The organism is Kiritimatiellia bacterium, from assembly GCA_026417735.1.
Lineage (GTDB): Bacteria > Verrucomicrobiota > Kiritimatiellia > PWTM01 > PWTM01 > CAACVY01.
In genome coordinates this window covers 43,286-65,902 of sequence record JAOACR010000017.1, presented here as the reverse complement: position 1 = coordinate 65,902, position 22,617 = coordinate 43,286, and the positions used below count along the sequence as shown (strand labels likewise).

The following is a 22,617-nucleotide window of genomic DNA, read 5'->3' as shown; positions in this document are numbered from 1 at the left end:
TCTTTGAGGAGGCGCCGATGCGATCGCAGCCGACGCCCTATCGTATTCACATCTGGGTGTGTGTGAACCGGCGGGAGGATGGTTCGAAGGCGTGTGGCAATGAGCTGCAGATGCGGCTCAAGGACGCGCTGAAGGCCGCGGTGGAGGCGCGTGGCTGGAAGGGCCGGGTTCGGGTGTCGCATTCCGGGTGTATGGGCCTTTGTGCGCAGGGGCCGAACGTGATGGTGCACCCGCTCGGCCGGTGGTACTCGGGCGTGACAGAGGCCGACGTGCCCGCGATTCTCGACGACGTCGCGCCGCAGCTCGACTGAGTATGGCTCGACCGCTCGTGCGGGCCATCGCCGGCGGCGCGACGGGGGGCGATGCGATGGAATACGGCCGGCGGCCGAGAATCGTGCGCGCGCTGGTGCGGGCGGGAGCGGTGGCGGCTGCGATCTGTGCCCCCGCAATCGAGCGGACCGACATCGTGTGGCTCGAAGCCGAGCGATTTCAGGATATCGGCGGCTGGACGATCGACGCTCAGTTCCGGCAACTGATGGGCTCGACGTACTTGATCGCGGCCGGCACCGGCGAGCCGGTCGCTGATGCGGTCACGCGGATACGAATCCCCACCGCCGGCCGCTGGCGATTGTGGGTTCGTTGCCTCGACTGGGATGCGACCTCTCCCGGCCGGTTCCGCGTGTGGGTGGGTGAGCGTCCCTCCCCGACGATTTTCGGGACCCAACGCCGCCCGTGGGGATGGGTGGACGGTGGCGAGTTCGATCTGCCCGCGGGCGAGACGACGATCCGGCTACGCGACCTGACCGGATATTACGGCCGCTGCGATGCATTGATGGTTTGCCGCGATCTCGCGTTTGCACCGCCGGACGGCGGCGAGGCGCTCGCGCGACTGCGGGAGTTTTGTACCGGCCCGTATCCCGTGACGACGCAGCGCGCGGATTTCGTGGTGATTGGTGGCGGGTACGGGGGCGTTGCGGCGGCGGTGCAGGCTGCGCGGCTGGGATTGCGAACGGTCTTGGTGCAGAACCGACCGGTGCTGGGGGGCAACGCCAGCCGTGAGATCCGGGTAGGCCCCGGCGGGGCTGCCTCTCACGTGCTGCCATTCCGCGAGCCTGGCATCTGCGAGGAGATTGCGGAGGGCTTTCACCGCGCCGGCGGCGACTGGTCCGCCGCGATGGACCGCATCGTCGCGGCGACGTCCAATCTCACGGTGCTGCTGGACACTGAGGGCGACCGCGCGGTGATGGACGGCCGCCGGATCGTCGCGGTGGAGGCCGAGGACGTCGTCACCGGGGCACGCTACCGACTGGAGGCGCCGTTGTTTGCGGACTGCACAGGAGATGGCACGATCGCGTTCAGCGCGGGCTGCACCTTCCGGCACGGCGAGGAGGCGCGCTCCGAGTATGGTGAGTCACGCGCGCCGGAGCAGGCGACGCGCCACACGATGGGCACCTCGATCCTCCATCATGCGATCCGGATGCCCGACCCGCAGCCCTACAGCCCCCCGCCGTTTGCGGTGAAGTTCAGCGCGGAGCACTTCGTTCAACGGCGGCACAACCTCGTGCAGGGGACCTGGTGGATCGAATACGGCGGGCTGCGCGACACCATCGCGGAGGCCGAGGAGATCCGGGACGAACTGCTACGAGTGATTTTCGGCGCGTTCGACTGGGCCAAAAACCACGATCCGGAGCACCGTGACCGCAATACCCACTACCGCCTCGCACCGGTGCCGATCGTCGCCGGCAAGCGGGAGTCGCGTCGCTTCCTCGGCGATTACGTGCTGACCCAGCAGGACGTGGAGGGAGGGCGCATCTTCGAAGACGCCGTCGCGTATGGCGGCTGGCCGATCGACATTCACCCCCCCGAGGGGATCTACGGCAAGGAGATCCCGCCGGCGATTTTTACGCGTCTGAAACAGCCGTACACGATTCCGTATCGCTGCTTGTACGCGAAGGATGTGCACAACCTGCTGCTGGCGGGGCGGCACATCAGCGTCACGCACGTCGCTCTCGGCTCGACACGCCTGATGCAGACAATTGGCCTGATGGGGCAGGCGGTGGGGGCTGCGGCGGCGCTGTGCCATCGCGATCGTGTCGGTCCGCGGGGCCTTCACCCCCACCGCATCCGCGAACTTCAGCGGCTGTTGGTGAAATGGGATAGCTGGATCCCGGGGATTCCGGACGACGATCCCGCGAATCTCTGCCGCGGCGCACGCGTCCTGGCTTCCAGCGAGCAGGCGGAGGACTTCGAAGTGCTCGAGATCCCCGACGCCGATCCGAAACCGGCGCCGATGACGGTGGACCGGGCAATGGAGATCGCGACCGCGAGCTCCGGCGTGCGGCGGATCGTCCTGCGCCTTTCCGCGGAGGTGCCCGTGGTGGCCGCGCTCGAGCTGAGTTGCACCGGCTCGCCGCCGATGGTGACGAGCACGGCGGTGACCAACCGCGACTTCCGCTGGGTGGCGTTCGAGCTGCCGCAGGCGCTCGAACCGCACGTTTCCTACCGGCTGCAGCTGCGCGCGGCGCGGGGGTTGAGCTGGTGTCTCACCGATCGCACGCGGGGCCGGCGCTGGTACGGACGGCCGGGAGAGTGGACGGAGGCGGTGGGCAGCTATCTGGTGCGGCCGGTGGGCATTCCGCATCGGATGCGAGGCGGCGGCGCCGCCGCGGCGGTGGACGGATGGGGCGTTCCTGAGGGCGACCAGCTTCACCAGTGGCGCAGCGACCGGCGCGCACTGCTGCCCCAGTGGTTGGAGGTGGAGTTTCCGCGGCCCGTGGAACTCAACGTGGTTCACTTGACATGGGACACAGACATCTTCGGTCGCTTCCCGTCGCCCGAGCCTCGCGCCGCCGCGACCGCGAAGGAGTACCGGGTTCTGGCGGAGGTCGGAGGCGGGCAGTGGCGGGAGCTCGTGCACGAGACGGAAAACTGGCGACGTTTTCGTCGTCATGCCTTCGCGCCGGTGATCGCGCGGCGTCTTCGCGTCGAGGTGGCCGCCGCCCGCGGCGCACCGCAGGCCCGGCTGTACGAGATCCGCGCGTATCGCGAGTGATCCGCTGCGCGCGGCGGATCGCCCGCGGCCTCCGGCCTGGTTGAGAGCGAAGAGATGCTGTGGCAGCCTGCGGACCGATGCGACGATTGGCCGGAGCGAGAGGGTGCACCGCAGCCGCGGGTGCACGTCGTCGGCGGCGGTGCGCAGCGGTGGGCGCGGTGGTCACGGCGGCGATGATGTGGGCGGTGGGCGTGGGCGCATCGTCGCCGACCGCTTCGGTGCTCCGCATCGTCTACCCGCTGCCCGGCGCGGTGTTCCCGTGTGACATTGTCGCGCCGGAAGTGCTCTGGAACGACGAATCGCCCGCGACGCGGTGGCGGATCACCTTCCGGTTCGGCGACGATCCCAGTGAGATGCAGTTTGAGTGCGATGGCCGTCGCGCGGAGCCACAGCTCGATCCCATGTGCCTGCGCGAGGACAATGCGCCGGAGCTGCCCGCGCTGATCGCGAGCGCGAAGGGCTGGCGGCCGGCGGAGGCGGAGTGGGCGGTGATCCGGCGGCGGTCGCTGGAGCGCGAGGCGCGGATCGTGGTGGAGGGGGTTGGAACTGCATCTCGAGGCGAAGTGCGGTTTCGAACGTCGCGCGATCCGGTCGGGGCGCCGCTGTTCTATCGCGACGTGCCGCTGATGCCGTCGCGAACCCGCGAGGGGGTGATCCAGCCGATCGCGCCAAACGCGCTGCCGATGATCTGTTGGCGCGTGCGCCGCGTCGACGAGCGGGAGTCGCGCGTGGTGTTGCGCGATCTGCCGACCTGCGCGAACTGCCACTCGTTTGCGGCCGCCGGCCGGCGCCTCGCGCTGGATGTGGACGGGCCGGACGGAGACAAGGGTGCGCACGCGGTGGTGCCACTTGCGGAGCAGGTGGTGGTGGACCGCGACCACGTGTTCAGCTGGAACGCCCCTGCCCGCCGCGAAGGGCGGGGACCCGACTCCTACGGCCTGTTCCCGCAGGTTTCGCCCGACGGCCGCTTGGTCGCCGCCAGTATCCGGGAGGCGCTGTACGTACAGAATTATCCCGATTGGCGGTTTCTGCAGACGTTTTACCCGACCCGGGGCGTGTTGGCGGTCTGCGAGGTGGAGTCCCGCCGGATCTGGACACTGGCCGGAGCAGATGATCCCCGCTACGTGCAGGCGAACCCCGTCTGGAGTCCGGACGGTCGCTGGTTGGTGTTTGCGCGGGCCGAGGCCCGCGATCCCTACGGCCGCGGGCCGGCGGCCCGGTACGCGAACGACCCGAACGAAACACAAATTCGGTTCGATCTCTATCGCATCCCGTTCAACGAGGGGCGCGGCGGCGAGGCGATGCCGCTTGCGGGTGCCTCGCGCAACGGGCGCAGCAACTTCTTCCCAAAGTTCTCGCCCGACGGCCGTTGGATTGTATTCGTGCAGGCGGCCAACGGGATGTTGCTGCGGCCCGATTCGGAGCTGTGGATCGTGCCGGCGGAGGGCGGCGAGGCGCGGCGGATGACCTGCAATCTGGCGCCGATGAACTCGTGGCATTCGTGGTCGCCCAACGGACGGTGGCTGGCCTTCTCGAGCAAGGCGTTTGGCGCCTACACGAAGCTGTTTTTGGCGCACGTGGACGAAGACGGGAATGACGCTGTGCCGGTGCTGCTGGCCGACTGCACGCCGGCGAACCGGGCGGTGAACCTGCCGGAGTTTCTGCCTGCCGGCGCGCCGGCGATCAGCCGCATAGAGATGCCGGCGGTGGACTATCGGCGGCTGATGGAGCGCGCGCTGGCCGCGGTGGAGGCGGGGGAGTACGCGGCCGCGGAAGAGTTCATCCGCGAGTCGCTGGCGCTGAAAGAGGACTTCGCGGAGACGCACGTGGTGCTCGGCTGGCTGAACGAGATGTGCGGGCGGCCGGACGCGGCGGACGCGGCGTTCCGTCGCGCGCTCCAGCTGATGCCCGGCCATCCGCGGGCGCACCGCTACTGGGCGATGGCGCTGAATCGGCGCGGCCGGCCGGCGGAGGCGCTCGGACATCTGCGGGAGGCGTTGGCGGCGGATCCGGAAGATGCGCTCAGTTACCGCTTGCTCGGTGATGCGTTGGTGGCACTGGGGCGCGCGGAGGAGGCGGAGCGCGCCTACCGTGGCGCGATCGCGCGCGCGCCGGGCGGTGCGGAAGCCCACAACAACCTGGCGCTGCTGCTGGCTGCGCGGGGTGACAGCGCCGGAGCCGCCGCACACCTGCGCGAAGCGATCCGGCACCGGCCCGACTTCGCCTCTGCGCTCGCGAACCTTGGCCTGATGCGATTTCGTGACGGCGATGAGTCGGAGGCAGCAGAGCTGCTGCGCCGCGCGGTCGCCGCGGACCCGCGCCACGCGCCGGCGCAGGCCGCCCTCGGATTGCTGCTGGCGACCGCCACCGACCCGCGGGTGCGCAACGGTTCGGAGGCGTTGCGCGCGGCAAGGGCGGCGGTGGAGCTGGCCGGCGACCGCTCGCCCCAGGCGTGGGCGGCGCTGGCCGCGGCGCGCGCGGAGACGGGGGATGCCGCCGGCGCGTTGGAGGCGGCGGCGCGCGCGATGCAGCTGGCGCCGGAGGGCTCGCCGCTTGCGCGGGATCTGCGCGACCGGTTCCTGCCCGCCATTCGCGCCGGTCGGCCAGTACGGGCGTCCCGCTGACTCCCGGACACCGGCTCCGAGCGTTTCCGCGATGGATCCCGAGCCCTCGCCGCGCGGCGCTTGACAAACACATGTTTCAAACGTATGTTTTATTTCATGGGCACCAACCACCCTCGTCGGTCAGTGCGATCGCAAACGGCCCGCGTGGGCGTTCGGGACCGGCTGCTGGCGGCCGCGATCGAGGAGTTTGCGGCGCGCGGGTTCGATGGCGCAAGTGTGCGCCGGATCTGCGCGCGCGCCGGCGCGAACGTCGCAGCGGTGAACTACTACTACGGGTCCAAGGGCGGGCTCTACACCGCGGTCTTTCGGCGTTTGTTGGACGATTACGGTACGCCGCTGCGACGGCTCGCGAACGGGGTGGATTCCGAGACCAGCTGGCGGCGGGCGGTGCGGCGGTGGCTCGAGCTGGCGCTCGGCTGGCTGATGGACGAGCGGGCACCGTGGCGGTGGATCACGCGGCTGGTCGTGCAGGAGCGCGCCTCGCCATCGCCGATGTGCGGCTATCTGATCCGGCACGTGTTCGAACCCGTTCGCGAGTCGTTTGCGGAGCTGGTGCGGATGGGGCTATCGGCGCCCGCGGACGAGGCGGAGGTGCAGCTGTGGGTGAACACCGCCATGGCGCAGCTGCTGTTCTACGCGCAGCGTGAGCCGCCGTGGGGAGAACTGCTGCGGCCGCGCGGTGTCGGCGCGGCGCGCTGGCGCCGCCGGGTGGTCGAGCATATCGCCGCGATGCTCTTCGCGCGGCTGAGCTTCGCCGGTCGGCCCGCTCGGGCTGGTGGCGCGGAGGGGTTGCGATGAAACGGACGGCCGGCCCGGCCGCGGCGATGCTGGTGCTGTCGGTGGCGGCGGGCTGCCACACGCCGCCGGCGGAGATGCGCCATCGCGAGGCGGCGGACTGGGAACGGCGCGCGGCCGCGGCGGTGCGCACCGCGCTCGAGCGCACCGGCGGCCGGCGCTGGACCCTGCGGGACTGCCGCGCGATCGCTCGCGAACAGTCGCTGGAGCTCACGCGGGCCCGGCTCGTTGAGCAGGCGGCGCGAGCGCGAGCGTGGGCGTCCTTCAGCGCGTTTCTGCCGCAGGTGGAGCTCCAGCTGCAGACGGTCTCGATGGACGAACCGCCGCTGCGACGGCTCGGTGAGATGACCGTCGCTTTTCAGGACCAGAGCGTGCGGCAGACGACGTTGCGGATCGTGCAACCGCTCTTTGCGCCGGAGGCGTGGTTGCTCCATGCGGTGGCGCGCCGTGGCGCGAACGCGCAGCGTTTGGCGCGGGAGCGGGCGGGCGAGTGGCTGGATCTGGCGGTCGCGGACCGTTTCGCGCACTGCGCGATCGCGGAGGTCCGGCTGCATGCGGCGCGGCGGGCGCTCGCGAGCGCGACCACGGCGGCCCGGGAAGCGGCGGCGCGGGGACGCAACGGCCTGGCGACCGCCGCCGAGGTCGCCGCCGCGGACGCCGCGGAGGCGGCGCGACGGTTCGAGGTGGCGGCGCTGGAACGCAACCGGCGCGCGGCGCTCGCCCGGCTGCTGGAGACGATGGGGCTGCCGCCGACGATCGAGCCGGAACTGGATGTCGCGTCGCTCACCGGCGGCCCGCCGACACCGGCGGAGACCGCCGCCCAGACCTTGGAGCGGCCGGTGGAGGAATGGCTTTACGACGCGCTGCGCCATCGACGCGATCTGCAGATTGCGGATGAGAACGTGGAGGCCCGCCGGACGGAGATCCTGCGAGCGATCGCGCTCTTTCTGCCGCGGCTATACGGATTCGCGGATCACTACACCACCAGCGACAGCTTTGTGGTCCATGACGAGTACTGGGCGAGCGGCCTGCAGGCGACGCTCTCGCTGTTCAGCGGATTTCGGAACGTTCAGGCGGTACGGATCGCGCGCGCGGAGTGGCGCGAGGCGCGCACGATGCGCGATCTGACTGCGCTGGCAGCGATGGTGCAGGTGATCGAAGCCCGGCGTGCGCTCGCGGACGCGCTGGACCAGTGGCGGCTGACCACTCGTGTGGCGGAGGCGGCGCGGCTGGCGGCGGCGGAGGCGGAGTCGGCGTACGCGAACGGCCGAGCCGCCCTCTCGGTGCGGGACCGCGCTCGCGCCGCGCTTGTGGATGCGGAGGCGGCGGTGGAGGTCGCGGAGACCGCGCTGGCGCTGGCCGTGGAGGTGTTCCGCGACGTGGTGGGCGCCCGGGCGGAGGATCGGCAATGAGATCGGTGCGTTTTGGGCGGTTCAAGTGGCGTTGTGCGGCCGCGCTACTGGCTGTGGCCGCCAGCGGTTGCGGACGGCGGGCGGTGGAAGAAGCGGCGGAGCCGCCGGTGCTGGTGGGCACCGTGCGCCCCGTCCGGCACCGCTTTCGGGAGACGGTGCGGGCGCAGGGCGTCGTACGAGCGAAAGACGTCGTGCGCGTCGCCGCGCGCGTGCCGGGGACGATTGAGGCGATGTGGGTGGAGGAGGGCGCCGAGGTGGCGGCGGGGCAGAAGCTTTTTCAGATCGATCGGGAAACGCTGGAGCATCAGGTGCGCATCGCGGAAGACGCGGTGCGGGTGGCGGTCGCCGGTCGCCGCGAGGCAGACGCGGCGGTGGAGGATGCGCGGGCCTCCCTGCGCAAGGCGGAGGCGGACCACGAGAGGGCGGCGCGGATGTTCGAGCAGGATGGCGCGATTCCGCTGGACGCGCTTGAGTTGGCGACGACCGGGCGCGATCGGGCGCGGGCCGCGGTGGAGCGGGCGGTCGCGGCGGCGGAGCTCGCGGCGGCGCGGGTGCAGCAGGCGGAGTCCTCGCTGGCGGTGGCGCGCCGGCAGTTGGCGGATTCCACGGTCAACGCGCCGCTGGCGGGCGTGGTGACGCGCCGGTTTTTGCGCGCGGGCGAATACGCGGCCCCCGGCGTGCCGGTGCTGCAGATCGAATCGCCGGACCGGATCGAAGTGGCCGCCACGCTGGACGCCTCGATGCACGGCCGTGTGGCGGCGGGCCGGGCGCGGATGCGCCTGCTCCGTGCGCAGGGGCCATCCCTCGAGGCGCCGGTGGACTATGTGGCGCCGACAGTGGATCCGAGGACCCGCACGTTTGAGGTGCGGGCCACCTTTGCGCGGGTGCCAGGGGCGCCGGCCCCCGGTGAGGCGGTGGAGGCGGAGATTCTGCTCGAGGAGCGCGAAGGGTGGGCGGTCCCCGCGGTCGCCGTCGCCCGGCGGGGCGACCGAGCCACGCTGTGGGTGGTGGCGGAGGGGCGCGCGCAAGCCAAGGAGGTCCGGCTGGGGGCGGAGACGGACGATCTGATGGAGATCGCAACGGAGGACATCCACGCGGCCGAGGTGATTGTGGACGGCCGCGGACTGGTGCGCGATGGCGACCCGGTGAGGGTCGCTACGCCGGAGCGAATGCGATGAGCACGATTCGCAGCTCCATTCGCCGGCCGGTGGCGACGTGGACCGCGGTGCTGGTCGTGCTGGTGCTCGGTGCGCTCGCCTACCGCCGGCTCGGCCTCGACCTGATGCCGCAGGTGAACTTTCCATTTGTGACGGTGTTGACCGTCTACCCCGGCGCCTCCGCGGAGGACATCGAAACCGCGGTGGCGCGAAAGATCGAGGATGCGGTCAGCGCAATCGACGGCGTGCGGCATCTCGATTCGATGTGCATGCCGGGTCTGTGCCAGACGCTGATTGAGTTTGAGCTGCATCGGGACGTGGACGCGGCGGCAACGGATGTGCGGGAGAGGATTGCACTGATTCGGCGCGATCTACCGGCGGCCGCGGAGGAGCCCCGTGTGCTGAAGTTTGACATCAACGCGCGGGCGATTGCGACGCTGGTGCTCACCGGCGCGCGTCCGGTGGACGAGCTTTACGATCTGGCCGACCAGCGCTTGCGCGACCGGTTCAGCGTGGTGGAGGGAGTCGCGGAGGTGGAGGTGCTGGGCGGTGCGCGGCGCGAAGTGCACATTCGCGCCGACCCGGCGCGGCTCGCGGCGAAGGGGCTGACGCCGCTGGATCTGGCCCAGGCGGTCGCCGCCGCGCATGCGAAATTGCCTGCGGGCAGCGCGCCGGAGAGCGGGGGCAGCCGGGAGGCGGCCGTCACGTTTGATGCGGAGGCGGGAACGTTCGCGGAACTCGGCGAGCTGCAGATCGGGCGCGCACCCGGCGACCGCGTGCGCGTGCGGGATGTCGCGATGGTCGAGTGGGGAACCGAGCGGCCCACCACCGCGGCGATGCGCAACGGGCGGCCCGCCGTCGTGCTCCGGGTGGTGAAGCGGGGAGAGGCCAACGCCGTCAGGGTTGTGCGGGAATTGCGGCGCCGGTACGCGGAGGTTCGCGCGGAATTGCCGCCGGGTGTCGAGCTGGAGTGGTTCCGTGACGATGGTGACTTCATCGAGGCGACAGTCCGCGACGCGTGGAGGAACGTCGCGCAGGGCATCGCGCTGACCGGTGGGGTGCTGGTGCTGTTTCTGGGTGAACTGCGAGCCGCGATGATCGCGTTGCTGAGCCTGCCGGTCGCGATCGTCGCCGCGTTTCTGGCGATGTCGTGGCTCGGCTACACGCTGAACACGCCCACGCTCACGGCGTTTGGCATCTCGGTCGGGATTCTCGTCACCAATTCGATCGTGGTGCTCGAGAGCATCGCGGCGCGGCGGTCGGGCCGTCCGGAGCGGCTGGCGGAGGACGTGGAGCGCGCGACCGTTGCGATCGCGATGGCGGTCGCCGCCAGCGCCCTGACGAACATCGCGGTGTTTCTGCCGGTCGCGATGATGCGCAGTCTGAGCGGCCGCTTTCTCTCGCCGTTTGGCGGGGTGGTGACCGCAGCGACGCTGGCGTCGTTGGCGGTCAGCTTTACGCTCACGCCGATGTTGGCCGCCCGCCTGTTCCGTCGCGAATGGGGTGTGAACCGAGTGGTCGAGCGTGCGCTGCGGGGGTGGACGAGCGCGTTCGAGGCGCTGGCGGAGGCCTACGGACGTTCGCTCGAGCGGCTATCGCATCGCAGCGGCCGTGCGGTGCTGCTGATCGCCGCGGTGCTCGCTGGTGCGACACTGTGGACCGCACCCCGGGTGACGACGACCTTTGTGCCGCAGTCCGATCTGGGCGAGCTCGCGGTGAAGCTCGAGTTTTCGCCCGATCTTGCACTGGCGGAAACGCTGCGGCGCGCGGCGGACGCGGAGCGCCGACTGCGCGGTGTGCCCGAAGTGCGCGACGCGCTCGTGATTGCGGGCAAGGTGCAGGGGATCCTCGGGCAGGTGTCGGAGGGAGCGCATCTGGCGGAAATTCTGCTCAAGCTGGCGCCCCGAGGTGAGCGGACCGCGGGCATTGAGGAAGTGCGCGCGCGCTGTCGCCGGGTGCTCCGCGAGGTGGTCGGATGCCGCGCCAGCGTGATGATCCCGGCGACAGTGGGCGGGGCCTCGAAGATGCTGGAGGTGAAGATTTCCGGCGAGGACCTCGCGGGGCTCGCGGAGGTGGGGCTGCGCGCGGCGCGCGCGGCCGAGGCGGAGCGCATGCTGGTGGACGTCGAGCACACGGTGCGGCAGGGCCGCCCGGAGGTGAGAATCCGCCCGGACCGGGCGGCGTTGCTGGACCTGGGATGGCCGGCTGCGGCCGTTGGCCGGGTGGTGCGGGGGCATTTGGAAGGCCTGCCGGCGGGTACGTTCACGCAGGGTGACCGAAGCTACCCGATCCGCGTGGTGTCCACCGCGGAGGCGGCGGGAGGGGTCGGCCGCGTCGTGCGGTTGCCGGCGGGGGAGGGGCAGGTCGTGCCGCTTACTGCGGCGGCGCGGGTGGAGCGCGGTGAGCAGGCCATTCAGATCACGCGCAGCGACAAGCGCCGGGTGGTTCGGATGTTTGCGGACCTTGCGCCAGGTGCCGGTCTCGGGACCGCCGCTGAGTCGCTGCGACAGCGGCTGGAACCGGTGGTGCCGCGGGGGTACCGCCTCGAGTTCACCGGCATGTGGGAGAAAATGGCCGAGGCGTTCGACGAGTTTCGAGAGGCGACGCTGCTGGCGATCGCGCTGACGTACCTGTTGCTGGCCGCGATCCTGGAGTCGTGGACCCAGCCGCTGCTGATTCTGACCACCGTACCGCTGGCATATTCCGGCCTGTTTGTGGGCCTGTGGCTGACCCGCCAGCCGCTTTCGATCCTCGGGCTGCTGGGCGGGGTCATGCTGATCGGCGTGGTGGTGAACAATGCGATCCTGATCATGGACGAGGTGAACGCGCTGCGCCGGACCCGGGCGATGGCGAAGCGTGAGGCGATGCTGCGCGCGGCACGAGACAAGTTCCGCCCGGTGGTGATGACGACGGTCGCGGCCGCGCTGGGCATGCTGCCGATGGCGTTCGGGCGCGGTGCGGGCAGCGAACTGCGGGCGGCGATCGGTACGGGTTCGTTTGCCGGGCTGGTGGTCTCGAGTGTGCTTTCGCTCTATGTGGTGCCGCTGCTCTACATTCGCGGAGCCCGACGGAGCGTTTCCCCCGCAACCTCAGCGCCGACAGCGAATGGCGCCGAGATCGGCGTGGACTGACGCCGGAGACTGTCGCGAAACCCAGACATTTGCGCGGGGGGGTGCGATGAAGTAGGCTCTGGCTCATCATGCGGACTTGCGGAACTTCCGGTATGGCGTCGTCGCGGCCGTTCCTGCCCCCGGACGCGCCGCCGCTGCGCACCGCGGTCATGATCGCGGTCTCGTACGGCGGGTTCTGTCTGGCGGTGATCTTGCTGTCGAGCTATCTGGTGAGCCTGCTGTCTGTCTCGCGGGTGCAGCTCACCGAGCTCGAGTTCTGGAAGGGCATCGCGTTCGTCGCGATTTCGACCGCGCTGGTGTTCTTCTTTTCGCTGGTGTTGCTGCAGAGGGTGACCGAGCGCGAGCGAGAGCTGGCGCGCCATCGGGAGGCGCTGTTGGCGGCGGAGCGGCGCGCGGTGGCGGGCGTGTTTGCGTCGGCGGTTGCGCACGACATCAACAATGCGCTCTCGGTGTTCCATGAGGTGCTGGGGGACCATGCCCCCTCGCCGGCGGACCTCGAGCGGTTGCGCGTTGCGCTAGCGATGCTCGACCGGATGACGCGGCTGCTGCTGCAGGCGGGCCGGGACAGCCGGGTGGGGGATCCTGAGGAGTTCGACCTCCCGGCGCTGGTGCGGGAGATGGTGGACCTGGCGCGGATTCATTCGCGGTGCCGGAGCTGCCGGATCGAGGTCGAGGTTCCGGAGCGATTGGTGTGCCGGGGACATCCCGGATTGATGCGGCAATCGTTGTTGAACCTGATCCTGAACGCGGCGGAGGCGACCGGCGGGGTGGGCCATATTCGCGTGCGGGTGGTGAGCGCACCGGATGGGGTGATCTGCGTGGATGTGGACGACAACGGACCGGGTGTGTCGCCGGCATATCGGGCGCGGCTTTTTGAACCATTCTTCACGACGCGGCCGCAGGGGACTGGCCTTGGGCTGGTCTCGGTGCGCGCGGCGGCGGAGCTGCACGGCGGCACCGCGGAGTATGACATTTCGGACCTCGGCGGAGCCCGGTTCCGGATCAGACTGCCGTCCCGACTGCGGGTCGGCATTTGAGAGGACGCGCAGCGGTCCGCATCGAGGAGGTCGCGGGGGGTCGAGCACGTGCGGAAGGGAGCGCCGCGGGGATGGTGGTGCCGGGGTGCCGCCGCGGTCTGGATCGCGGCGATCGCGCATGCACTGCGTCTGCCGGCGGCGGAGCCCCGCGGCTGGGCCGCCGGCGTGCGCGCCGGGACGATCGGGTTGGGCGGCGAGGTGGCGTGGGCGGCGGCGGACTGGAGTACGCTGCGGTTGGTTGGGCACGGCGGACGTCTCGAGCTAGAGGACCGCATCGGGGACGTTGAGTACGGGGCGGAGCTCGATTTTGCGAACGTGGGGATCCTTGCGGATCTGCACGCGCCGCAAGCCGCATTTCGGATCACGCTCGGCTATTTTTACCACGCCAATGAGTGGGTGGGTCGCGCGCGGCCGAGCCGTTCAGTTCGGCTTGGTGGAATCCGGTTCAGTCCCGCGGAAATCGGCACGCTCCGCGCCGAGGCCGAGGTTCCCGCGTCGGCGGGCTATGCCGGCGTCGGTTTCGGCAATCCCTTTGCCGGTGGCCGCTGGACGGTGACGCTCGACGTGGGCGCGTGGTGGTTCTTCTCGGAGCCGGACGTGCGGTTGAGCGGAGATGGCACCGCGTCGGGCCTGTGGGTGTTTCGCGAGGCGTTGCGCGAGGAGGAACGGCAGATCGCGGAAGAATTGCCGCAGTGGTGGCCGGTGCTAATGCTGGGGGTGGTGTATCGCTTCGGATGACGCTCGTGCAGACGACCGCCGCGGAGGGAGTTGAACCGGTGCGCTGGCAGGCGTGGCTGGTTCGTGGTCTTGCGCTGGCGCTGTTGCTGTTGGTGGTGTGCCGCACGACGACGCACCCGGCGGTCTGGACTGATCTGGCGGTGGGGCGCGCGATTGTCCAGGGCGGCATTCCGCGCACCGATGCGTTCACGTTCACCAGCGGCGGAGAGCGGTGGCTAGATGTGCAGTGGCTCTATCACGCGCTGCTCTGGCTGCTGTGGCAGGGGGGAGGCGCGGCGGCGGTCTCGGGTGGCGTGCTCGCGGCGGTCGTGGCGGCAATGGGCGTGGCGTTGTGGCCCGAATGGCGACGGGGAGCGCCGGGGGCGCTGGTGAGCCTGGCGCTCCTGGTGTGGTTGGGCGCGGGGCGGTGGCACGTGCAGCCGTGGATTGCCGGCATTGCGCCGGCGGCGGCGGTGGTGCTCGCCGCCCGGCAAGAATCGCTACGGTTGCGGGCTGCGGTGTCGTTGCTCGCACAATTGGTATGGATCAACCTCGACCCCTCCGCCGTCGCCGCACCGTTGGTGGCGCTGGCGGGTGCGGCGGGCGATGAATGGGCATATCGCCGAGGCGAGCGGCGTGGGGCTTCGCCGCGCGATCGCGTGCTGCGGTTCGCGTTGCCGTTGGCGATGGCGCTGGTGTTTCTGATTCAGCCCTATGGCGCGGCGGGAATCGCGTGGGTGAGCCGTCATCGCGCGCAGCTTTTCGGGCCGTTGGCGGAGGAGCCCTGTCTGCCGGCGGTTTGGTTGGGGGTGGCCGGACCGCCACGGATGATCGCGTTCTACGTGTCGGCGGGGATCTGTGCGGTCGGTCTGGCGATCAGCCGTCGTCCGCCACCGGCTCGGGAAAGCTTGTTGGGCGCGGTCGGGCTGCTGCTGGGGATGCTGTCCTGGCGGTGGATGCCGTTGCTGGTGATTGCGGCGGGACCGCTGCTGGCGTGGGTGGTGGAGGATTTGATGGCGTCGTTTCGTCGGCTACAGCACGGCGGGAGCGAGCGCGCGCGGCTGTCGGCGCTGGCGGTCGCCGTGCCGATTGCGGGGACCGCCGCCGGTATGGCCGTGCTCCAGGCGGTGCGGGTGGATCCGCTGTCGCGATGGGGGTTGGGGCTCGAATCGCGCACGATGCCGGTTGCGGCGGCGTCAGCGGTCGCGGAACGGCTGCTGCCGATGCGTTTCTATTGCTCGCCTGTGGACGGCGCGTGGTTGGGCTGGGCGTGGCCGGACCAGACGGTGTTTGCGGACCTGCGCGTGGGGTGCCGGGCCGCCGCACAGTATGATCCAAAGGTCTGGCTACGTTCGCGCGAGCAGGTGGAGCGGGAAATTCTGAACACCTGGCGTCTCGATGTCGCGCTTCTCAGCTGCCTGCAGCCCAGCGCGGTGGCGATGGCGGGACAGTGGCTGGCGGACGGCCGCTGGCAGTTGATTTATTTCGACGGCGTATCCGCGCTGCTCGCGATGCAGGGCTCCGAGACGGCGCGGCGTTGGGGCGGGGACGAGCGGTTGCAGCAGCAGGGGTTGGACCTGCTGAGGCGCGAAGCGATGGAGGTGCAAACGGCGCGTTTGCGGGGCCGCCGGCCACCAACGCCGGTTCGCCTGCTGGGCGCGGCCGCCTTTTATGAGGCGACAGGGCGTTGGCGGGCGGCTGCGGCAGCGCTCGAGCTGGCGGCGCAGGCGCGGCCGAATGCCGGCGTGCTGGATCTGCACCTGGCCCGCGCACGCTGGAAGATTGGCGACCGAGAGGGGGCGAGGGTTGCGCTCGAGCGCTTCCGCCGCCGCGATCCACAGTCGGAATTGGCCAGAGCGCTTGAGGAGGACATGCGGCAGGGGACCGACCGCATGGCTGGCACGGCCACCCCAACGAACGCGCCCCGCCTCCGGTGAGTGCCAACGAACGCTCTCGCCCTCGCCTGCGGAAGATCACCTGAACGGGACGGGAGCTTGTGGCGCACCGCGGGGTTCCGCGGAGGGCGCAACGGTTGCTGCGGCGCCCTCAGGTAGGAAAGTCGCGCAGAATGGCCTCTTCGGCGCGGCGGCAGAGCTCGCGGGCGTAGTCGGTCCAGACGCCCTGCCCCCAGTAGCGGAAGCAGGACGTCTCGCACAGCATCAACAGCACCAGCGCGCGCCGGTAGCGAGGGTCTGCGGACGGCACCCCAGCGGAGGCGACGCGCTGATGGAACAGGGCGCTCACCCGTTCAATTGGGCCGAGAACGTTCTCGTAACCGCGCACCCATGAGATGTTCGCGGTCCAACTTCCGCCCTCCATGTGGAAACGGTGGTCTTCTCGGCGTGCATCCTCGATGGCTGCGGCGACCCGTTCCGGACCCGAGCCTGGCGCCACCCGGTCCCAGATGCGCTTTTGAAAGACCGGCTGGATCACGGGTGCCTGGTCGGGCGACCATCCGTCGCGCCGGAGGAACTCGAGGTATTCGGTCACGTTCATCAATGGCCAAGGGCTGCCGGACGCCTCGCGCACGACCTCGTGGTACTTCGGCGGGAATTCGTTCATCATCACCCCGCCGTTTTCGCCGTCCGAAATCTGCGTGACCAGCGGCGGGCGCGAGCGGCCACCGAAAAAGCGGCGCCGCAGTGCTCGCGCCTCGTACCATGGTTGCATCTGGCCGACGAGCTTTGTATCGCTGCCCTTCGTCTTTATGATCGCGAGGATCGACGCCGTCTGGCCGACGCTGTTGTGGCAGACCAGTCGGTGCGGCTGGTGCGGCTCCGCGGGGTGGGCGCCGCTGTCGGGGTGTTCGACGGTGTGCTCCTGCACGAGCACCCACTCGTACCCGTGATCGAGCAATGTGCGGACGAACTCATAGGCGACATCGGGGTGGTTCGGTAACGCCATTTCCGGTGGGGAGAAACCGCGGACGCGTGCGAGGGCCTCCGGGCCAAAAATTGCGGCGAAGTGGTGCCGCCAGGCGGCGACGTGAAGCCGGAAATCCTGAACCGGCGTGGACGGCGCGACTGCATGCCCCCACGCGGTGCCCAACCACTCCACCGCGCGGCGCCGGCGGGGATCGGTGGTGATGCGCCGCAGCGCATCGAACACGTCCTCCGCGCCCATCTGCCGAAGGCCCCACAGCAGCGTGCCGGAGTAGTCCAGCATCACGCGGGGCTCCCGGCCCTCGTCCAGCAGCGACGGGACAAACTCGCCCATACGCTGATAGCACCACCGAAACACCGGCGCGTTGTGGTTATCGCCGATGTGCTGGTGCTCCATCATGTACTGCAGGTTGCTGATGATCGCGGCGGTTTCGAGATGGTCGCCCCCGGCCGGAATCTGGGGCTGGTGCATGTGCAGCGCAATCGCACAGGCCGCCTCGACGCGGTCGAACGCGATCGGGCTTTCCGGCGCGTAGAGTTCGCCGGCCACCGGCCAGCGGCAGAGGCGATCCTCATCGCCACAAACGTTGGGCCAGCCATCGATGATGTCGTGCGGGATGCTCATGGTGCAGGCAGGTTTGAACCGGTTTCGTGCGAGGACGGCGGCGGGCCAACGGGCAGCGATTCCGGCGCCAGCACGCCGCCGGAGATGACCATCCGGATACCCTCCTCGACACTCAGGGTGGTCTCCGAAAGCTGGTCTTCGTCGACCAACAGCAGGTAGCCGGAGGTGGGGTTGGGCGTGGTCGGCAGAAACACCCGGTACTGGCGCCGGCCATCCGCTCGCCTGCCGATGCCGCTCACGAAGCCCAACGCCTGGCAGCCGGGCCGCGGGAAGTTCACCAGCACCACCGAATTGAACGCATGCCGGTCGCGGGAGGAAAGCATCTCGACGAGGTTCTTTGTCCACGAGTAAACCGACTTCACCACGGGGATACGGCCGAGGAGTGACTCGCCGAACGCCAGCAGCCGTCGGCCCACGACCCAACCGGTCAGCAGACCCACCAGGTAGAGGAACAACAGCAGCGCGAACACCGCGAGGGCGCCGACCGCGTATTCGGGCAGCCATCCGTGCGGCATCAGGGCGACGATCGGCCGTAGGTACCCCAGCAGAAACCGGAAGAGGAACCGCAGCACGAGGAACGTCACGGCCAGCGGCACCAGCAAAAGGATGCCGGAGACGATGCGCGCGCGAATGTGACGAAAAACCCGGGTCATCGCCCAAATCGTGTCGCTTCAGACTAGCGCAAACCGGTTTCAAGTCCAGCAGGCTGATGTCGTTAAGCCGGCGGGAGGCGCCGCGCGATGCGGGCCGGTTCGGTGTGGCCGGCGGAGAGTCGCTTGCGAGGGGCTGGTGTGGACGCGATGATGAGGACACGTCCGCGGCGACTCCCACTGCGCGGGCGTGACGTTCATGGCGCAGAATCGCCGCGAGAAACTTGAAAGTTACGTCCTGGCCGTCATCGAGGGGCGGCGCACGGGGACCGGCCCCGCGGTGTTGCGGGCGGTGCTGCGGGTGCTCTCGGTTCTGTTCGGGGCGGGGGTTCAGCTGCGGTTATGGTTGTATCGGCGTGGTGTGTTGCGCCCGCACGAGCTTGGCTGCCAGGTGATCAGCGTCGGCAATCTGACGGTGGGGGGCACTGGGAAAACGCCGATCGTGGAGACGCTGGCGCGGGAGTTGCAGCGGCGGGGCCGCAAGGTCGCGATTCTGAGCCGCGGATACAAGAAGAAGCCACCGCCGCTCACGCGACGATTGAGGGAAGTGCTTCGCGGCCGCCGACCGCGGCACGAACCGCTGGTGGTGTCGGACGGGCGCCGGCTCCTGCTTGATTCGACGCAGGGAGGGGACGAGCCGTTTATGCTCGCTTCGAACCTGCCGGACGTCGTTGTGCTGGTCGGGAGGGACCGCGTGAAGAGCGGGCGGATGGCGATCCGTGATTTTGGCTGTGACACGCTGATCCTCGACGATGGTTTTCAGCATCTGCGGCTGAAGCACCGGCTCGACATCGTGCTGGTGGACCGCACCAATCCGTTCGGCAACCGGCGACTATTGCCGGCCGGCATCTTGCGGGAGCCGGTGCGCAACATCCGGCGGGCCGGTTTCATTTTCGTGACGAAGTGCGACGGTGGGGGCGCGGGCGAGCTGCTGCCGCAGTTGCGACGGTACAATCCCGACGCGGAGATTTCCGAGTGTCGTCATTGTCCCCGTTATTTGCGCGAGGTCTACACGCGGGAGGTGAAACCGTTGGAGTTTCTGCGCGGGCTGGACGTCGGGGCGGTCTCCGGGATTGCGGCGCCGAAAGGATTTGAGGACACACTGGTGAAGCTCGGCGCCCGGGTGCTGTACCACAAGCGCTACGCGGATCACCACCGCTACACGCAGCAGGAGATCATCTGGGCGATCAACAAGTCTCTTGCGCGGGGTGCGAAAGCGCTGATCACAACGGAGAAGGACGCAGTGCGTTTCCCGCACATCGAGCGGCGCGATCTGCCGATTTACTACCTCCGGGTGGAGATCGAGATGCTTTCCGGATCCGAGGCGTTTCGTGAGTGGATTGAACGCATCTGCTTCCGCTGAGGGAGGGGACTGGCCGCGGCGGGCGGCGATCCTGGGAGTTAACTGGATCGGCGACACGCTGATGAGTGCGCCGGCGGTGGCGGTCTGGCGGCGACGGTATCCTTCGGCGCGACTGCTCATCCTTGCGCGGGCGGCGCCGGCGGCGGTCTGGCGGCTGCTGGGTCTCGGCGACGAGGTGGAGGTGATCGCGCCGGGCGCTCTGGGGTCCTGGCGTGCGGCGGTGGCGCTGCGGGCATGGAGGGCGGAGCTGGTCGCGGTGTGTCCCCACTCGGTGCGGTCGTCATGGATGGCGGCGGTGTCGGGCGCGCCTAAAGTGGTCGGCCTGCCGGGCCCAATGCGCCGGTGGTTTGGGATCGATGTGGTCCGACCGGCGCTTCGTCCGGGCCGGCGGCATCAGCAGTTCGAATATGTGGATCTGCTCTTGGGGCCGGGCGCGGAGGTGTCCTTGGAGCCACCGCGTCTGAAGATCCCCGCGCCACTGGTGGACGAGGCGGAAGCGCGATTGGGGCGCGCCCGCGGCCCGCGCATCGCGGTCATGCCCGGGGCGGCCAGGGGGCCGGCGAAGCGGTGGCCCGCAGAGCGTTTTGCGGAGACGGCCCGACGGTTGGCGGGGGAGGACGGTGCGGACATCATCGTGCTGGGCAGTGGGGAGGACCGGGCGGCGGCGGCGCTTGTCGCGGCGGCGGCCGGCTCGCACGGTCACAACCTCGCCGGCGAGACCTCGGTGGAACTGTGGGCGGCAATTCTGTCACGATGCGATCTGGCGCTCGCGAACGACAGTGGCGGCATGCACCTGGCGGCGGCGGCCGGTGTGGCCGGTGTCGCGATTTTCGGTCGCACGGATCCCGAGGTTACCGGACCGCTGTCGCCGGTTTGGACGGTGGTGCGGGCGCCGGGAGCCGGCAGGCGGGATCTCCGGCGGTGTGATCGCGACGCGATCCGGCGGCTCCGCGCGGTGAGTGTCGACGAGGTCGTGTGCGCATGCCGGCAACGCCTCGCGATCTCTGGGCTGCGTGGTGCGCTGAGCACGGCGAACTGATGCGTTGGTTACTGATCAATCCGATCAAGTCGGCGGGTTGGGGCGGCATGGAGGGTTGGATGCTGCGGCTGGCCAGCGAACTGGCCGCGCAGGGGGAGGAGTGTGCGATCGCCGGCAGGATTCGCAGCCCGTGGCCGGCTCGCTGCGCGCGCGCGGGCATCGAGTTCGAGCCGCTCTGCTTCGGCGGCGATGCGGCGCCATGGGCGTGGCTCTCGTTGGCGCGCATCATGCGACGGCGCCGGCCCGATGTGGTCATCGTGAAGGGATTTCGGCAAGCGCGCTGGGCCCGGCTGACGGCACCGAGTGCGGCGATCGCGGTGAAGCTGCCGGCCGGCGGCGAATTGCGGGACACGTTGGCGGACCGCTGGACGGTGCGGTCGGTGGTGGACCGGATTCTGACCGACTGCCATGCGACGCGAGCGGAGCTGTTGCGACGTCGCTGGCTGCGGCCGGCGCGCGTGGTCGTCGCATACAACGGCGTAACGCCGATCTCGCATTGGCCGGACGAAGCGCTCAGGCGGCGTGCGCGCACAGTGCTGCTCGGCAATCGGAGCGACGTGGGCCCGATCGCGGTGGTTGTTGGACGGCTCGACGCCGCGAAGCGGGTGGACGATGTGCTGGGGGCGTTTGCGGCGGTGGGGGCGGACGTGGCGGCGCGGCTTGTGGTGATCGGTGATGGTCCCGACCGTGAACGGATTCAGGCGTTGGTGCGATCCTTCGGGGTGCAGGAGCGGGTGGAACTGCTCGGCTGGCGCGACGACGCGGCCGAGCTGATGTGGGGAGCCGACCTTTTGATTCACGCCAGTGAGCGGGAGGGGCTCAGCAACGCGATCCTGGAGGCGATGGCCGCGGGTCTGCCGGTGGTCGCGACGAAGAGCGGCGGCACGGCGGAGGCGGTTGAGGACGGCCTGACGGGGCGGTTGGTGGACTGCGGTGATCGCGCCGCGATGGCGGCGGCGATCGGGGAGCTGCTGCGCGATCGCGCGTTGGCGAGCCGCCTCGGAGCGGCGGGTGCGGCCCGCGTGCGGGAGCGGTTTACGGTGCCGGGCATGGTGCGCGCGATTCGGTGCGCGATGGGCGAGGTCGTCGCGCTGCGGCGGCGGCTCGTCCGACGGCCGGTTCAGCGACCGGATCGCAGCGCTTTGGTGGAAGCGGTGCCGGGCGCCGGCGGATGGTTGCCCGCCGATGGCCGCCAGGAGGAATGGAATCTCGTCAAAGCGACGCGGCGAGTGATGGTTCATCGCCGGTCCGGCGGGGAGGGCACGGAGCTCTACGCGAAGAGCTTTCTGGCGGTTCGATGGCGCGACCGGGTCGGCTCGTGGGTTCGGCGGCCCCGCGCGTGGGCGAACTACCGCACCGCGCAGCGGCTGGCCCTGCGGGGGTTTGAAACCGTGCCGCATCTGGCCGCAACCTGGAGACGCGGCGCAGGCGGCGGGATCGAGTCGGTGCTGCTGACGTGCGCGGTGCCGAACACGGTACGGATGGACGTGTGGGTCCGCTCCATCCTCGCGGAGCCACGCATGCGACGGCATGTGGCGGTGGCGGCCGGCCGCTGGCTGGCCGCGCTGCATGAGAACTGGGTCATTCCGCACGATTTGAAGGCCAGCAACATCCTCGTGCGCACCGCGCCACCGCTGGACTTTGTGCTGTTGGACCTCGACAACTGCACCACCGCGCGACCGCCATTGCATCGGGACATAGTGCGCAACTTTGCGCAGTTTCGCCGTTCGTTCGAACAGGATCTTGGCTTCGACGAATGGCGCCGCTTTTGTGCGGCCTATGCGTGCGCGCGCGGATGGTCAGTGGTCCGACTGCGCAGGCTGCTGTTGAGGGTGGAGCGAAGGGCGCGTCGGCGCGGAATGCGGGACTGCACCGCTGTGGCCGGCTCGTCACCGACCACGGCCTGAGGCCCGGCCGTCGCGGAGTTCCGGCGGAGCGGCGACGACGAGGACGATGCCCTCCGGCATTCGATGTTCGCGCGGGTTGCAGGCGTCAGCTCCGCGGCTTTGCGGATGCGGAATGATGGCCGGGTATCGCGGAATGTGGGACGATCTGGATGAGGACCAACTCCAAACGCTGGAGGGGTGCGGCGTCATGCGGTCCAACCGTTGGAGGCCATCTGCTGCCTCATCG

General features: G+C 69.8%; 15 protein-coding genes. 13 read left to right on the top strand and 2 right to left on the bottom strand.

Features of this window, described 5'->3' with window-relative positions; all coding sequences use genetic code 11:
* Positions 1 to 17: 17 nt before the first annotated feature.
* From N2652_08610 to N2652_08565, 10 genes are all read left to right on the top strand, one after another.
* Positions 18 to 311 carry a (2Fe-2S) ferredoxin domain-containing protein gene (locus N2652_08610; protein MCX7819254.1) on the top strand — a complete coding sequence of 98 codons (294 nt, stop codon included), beginning with the start codon at positions 18 to 20 and terminating at the stop codon, positions 309 to 311.
* Positions 312 to 313: 2 nt separating this feature from the next.
* A complete protein-coding gene (locus N2652_08605; protein ID MCX7819253.1) occupies positions 314 to 3,052 on the top strand; it encodes an FAD-dependent oxidoreductase in 2,739 nt (912 codons plus the stop codon).
* Positions 3,053 to 3,201: 149 nt separating this feature from the next.
* A complete protein-coding gene (locus N2652_08600) occupies positions 3,202 to 5,676 on the top strand; it encodes a tetratricopeptide repeat protein (GenBank protein ID MCX7819252.1) in 2,475 nt (824 codons plus the stop codon).
* 123 nt (positions 5,677 to 5,799) lie between these two features.
* Complete coding sequence (locus N2652_08595) at positions 5,800 to 6,474, top strand: CerR family C-terminal domain-containing protein (protein MCX7819251.1); 675 nt, start codon at positions 5,800 to 5,802, stop codon at positions 6,472 to 6,474.
* Entirely contained in the window at positions 6,471 to 7,883 is a 1,413-nt protein-coding gene (locus tag N2652_08590; protein MCX7819250.1) for a TolC family protein, read from the top strand. Before N2652_08595 ends, N2652_08590 begins: the two co-directional genes overlap by 4 nt.
* Positions 7,880 to 9,061 carry an efflux RND transporter periplasmic adaptor subunit gene (locus N2652_08585; GenBank protein MCX7819249.1) on the top strand — a complete coding sequence of 394 codons (1,182 nt, stop codon included), beginning with the start codon at positions 7,880 to 7,882 and terminating at the stop codon, positions 9,059 to 9,061. The genes N2652_08590 and N2652_08585 overlap by 4 nt, the downstream gene beginning before the upstream one ends.
* Positions 9,058 to 12,171, top strand: a complete 3,114-nt coding sequence (locus tag N2652_08580; protein MCX7819248.1) for an efflux RND transporter permease subunit — start codon at positions 9,058 to 9,060, stop codon at positions 12,169 to 12,171. The genes N2652_08585 and N2652_08580 overlap by 4 nt, the downstream gene beginning before the upstream one ends.
* A 92-nt stretch (positions 12,172 to 12,263) precedes the next feature.
* Positions 12,264 to 13,208, top strand: a complete 945-nt coding sequence (locus N2652_08575; protein ID MCX7819247.1) for a HAMP domain-containing histidine kinase — start codon at positions 12,264 to 12,266, stop codon at positions 13,206 to 13,208.
* 48 nt (positions 13,209 to 13,256) lie between these two features.
* Entirely contained in the window at positions 13,257 to 13,946 is a 690-nt protein-coding gene (locus tag N2652_08570; GenBank protein ID MCX7819246.1) for a hypothetical protein, read from the top strand.
* Positions 13,943 to 15,862 carry a hypothetical protein gene (locus N2652_08565; GenBank protein ID MCX7819245.1) on the top strand — a complete coding sequence of 640 codons (1,920 nt, stop codon included), beginning with the start codon at positions 13,943 to 13,945 and terminating at the stop codon, positions 15,860 to 15,862. Before N2652_08570 ends, N2652_08565 begins: the two co-directional genes overlap by 4 nt.
* A 109-nt stretch (positions 15,863 to 15,971) precedes the next feature.
* Here the strand turns inward: N2652_08565 and N2652_08560 are convergent, their stop codons facing one another.
* Together N2652_08560 and N2652_08555 are read right to left on the bottom strand one after the other, a co-directional pair.
* Positions 15,972 to 17,432 (bottom strand): glycosyl hydrolase family 57, encoded by a 1,461-nt coding sequence (locus N2652_08560; GenBank protein ID MCX7819244.1) that lies wholly within the window; start codon positions 17,430 to 17,432, stop codon positions 15,972 to 15,974.
* Positions 17,429 to 18,085: a DUF502 domain-containing protein gene (locus tag N2652_08555; protein ID MCX7819243.1), complete on the bottom strand. Its 657-nt coding sequence runs from the start codon at positions 18,083 to 18,085 to the stop codon at positions 17,429 to 17,431. Before N2652_08555 ends, N2652_08560 begins: the two co-directional genes overlap by 4 nt.
* Before the next feature lie 196 nt (positions 18,086 to 18,281).
* On the opposite strand from N2652_08555, the gene lpxK reads away from it, so the two are divergent.
* From lpxK to N2652_08540, 3 genes are read left to right on the top strand one after another with little or no spacing between them, the layout of a single operon-like run.
* On the top strand, positions 18,282 to 19,445 hold the full coding sequence (gene lpxK / locus N2652_08550; protein MCX7819242.1) for a tetraacyldisaccharide 4'-kinase: 1,164 nt from the start codon (positions 18,282 to 18,284) through the stop codon (positions 19,443 to 19,445).
* Positions 19,423 to 20,484, top strand: a complete 1,062-nt coding sequence (gene waaF / locus N2652_08545; GenBank protein MCX7819241.1) for a lipopolysaccharide heptosyltransferase II — start codon at positions 19,423 to 19,425, stop codon at positions 20,482 to 20,484. Before lpxK ends, waaF begins: the two co-directional genes overlap by 23 nt.
* The gene (locus N2652_08540; GenBank protein MCX7819240.1) at positions 20,484 to 22,391 is read left to right on the top strand and encodes a glycosyltransferase; all 1,908 of its coding nucleotides are present in this window, start codon (positions 20,484 to 20,486) and stop codon (positions 22,389 to 22,391) included. Before waaF ends, N2652_08540 begins: the two co-directional genes overlap by 1 nt.
* Positions 22,392 to 22,617: the final 226 nt, after the last annotated feature.

Coding starts and splice junctions, on each gene's coding strand:
- N2652_08610 (MCX7819254.1), top strand. CDS start 18: ATGCGATCGCAGCCGACGCCCTATCGTATTCACATCTGGGTGTGTGTG.
- N2652_08555 (MCX7819243.1), bottom strand. CDS start 18,085: ATGACCCGGGTTTTTCGTCACATTCGCGCGCGCATCGTCTCCGGCATC.
- N2652_08585 (MCX7819249.1), top strand. CDS start 7,880: ATGAGATCGGTGCGTTTTGGGCGGTTCAAGTGGCGTTGTGCGGCCGCG.
- N2652_08590 (MCX7819250.1), top strand. CDS start 6,471: ATGAAACGGACGGCCGGCCCGGCCGCGGCGATGCTGGTGCTGTCGGTG.
- N2652_08605 (MCX7819253.1), top strand. CDS start 314: ATGGCTCGACCGCTCGTGCGGGCCATCGCCGGCGGCGCGACGGGGGGC.
- N2652_08580 (MCX7819248.1), top strand. CDS start 9,058: ATGAGCACGATTCGCAGCTCCATTCGCCGGCCGGTGGCGACGTGGACC.
- N2652_08540 (MCX7819240.1), top strand. CDS start 20,484: ATGCGTTGGTTACTGATCAATCCGATCAAGTCGGCGGGTTGGGGCGGC.
- N2652_08560 (MCX7819244.1), bottom strand. CDS start 17,432: ATGAGCATCCCGCACGACATCATCGATGGCTGGCCCAACGTTTGTGGC.
- N2652_08565 (MCX7819245.1), top strand. CDS start 13,943: ATGACGCTCGTGCAGACGACCGCCGCGGAGGGAGTTGAACCGGTGCGC.
- N2652_08575 (MCX7819247.1), top strand. CDS start 12,264: ATGGCGTCGTCGCGGCCGTTCCTGCCCCCGGACGCGCCGCCGCTGCGC.
- lpxK (MCX7819242.1), top strand. CDS start 18,282: ATGGCGCAGAATCGCCGCGAGAAACTTGAAAGTTACGTCCTGGCCGTC.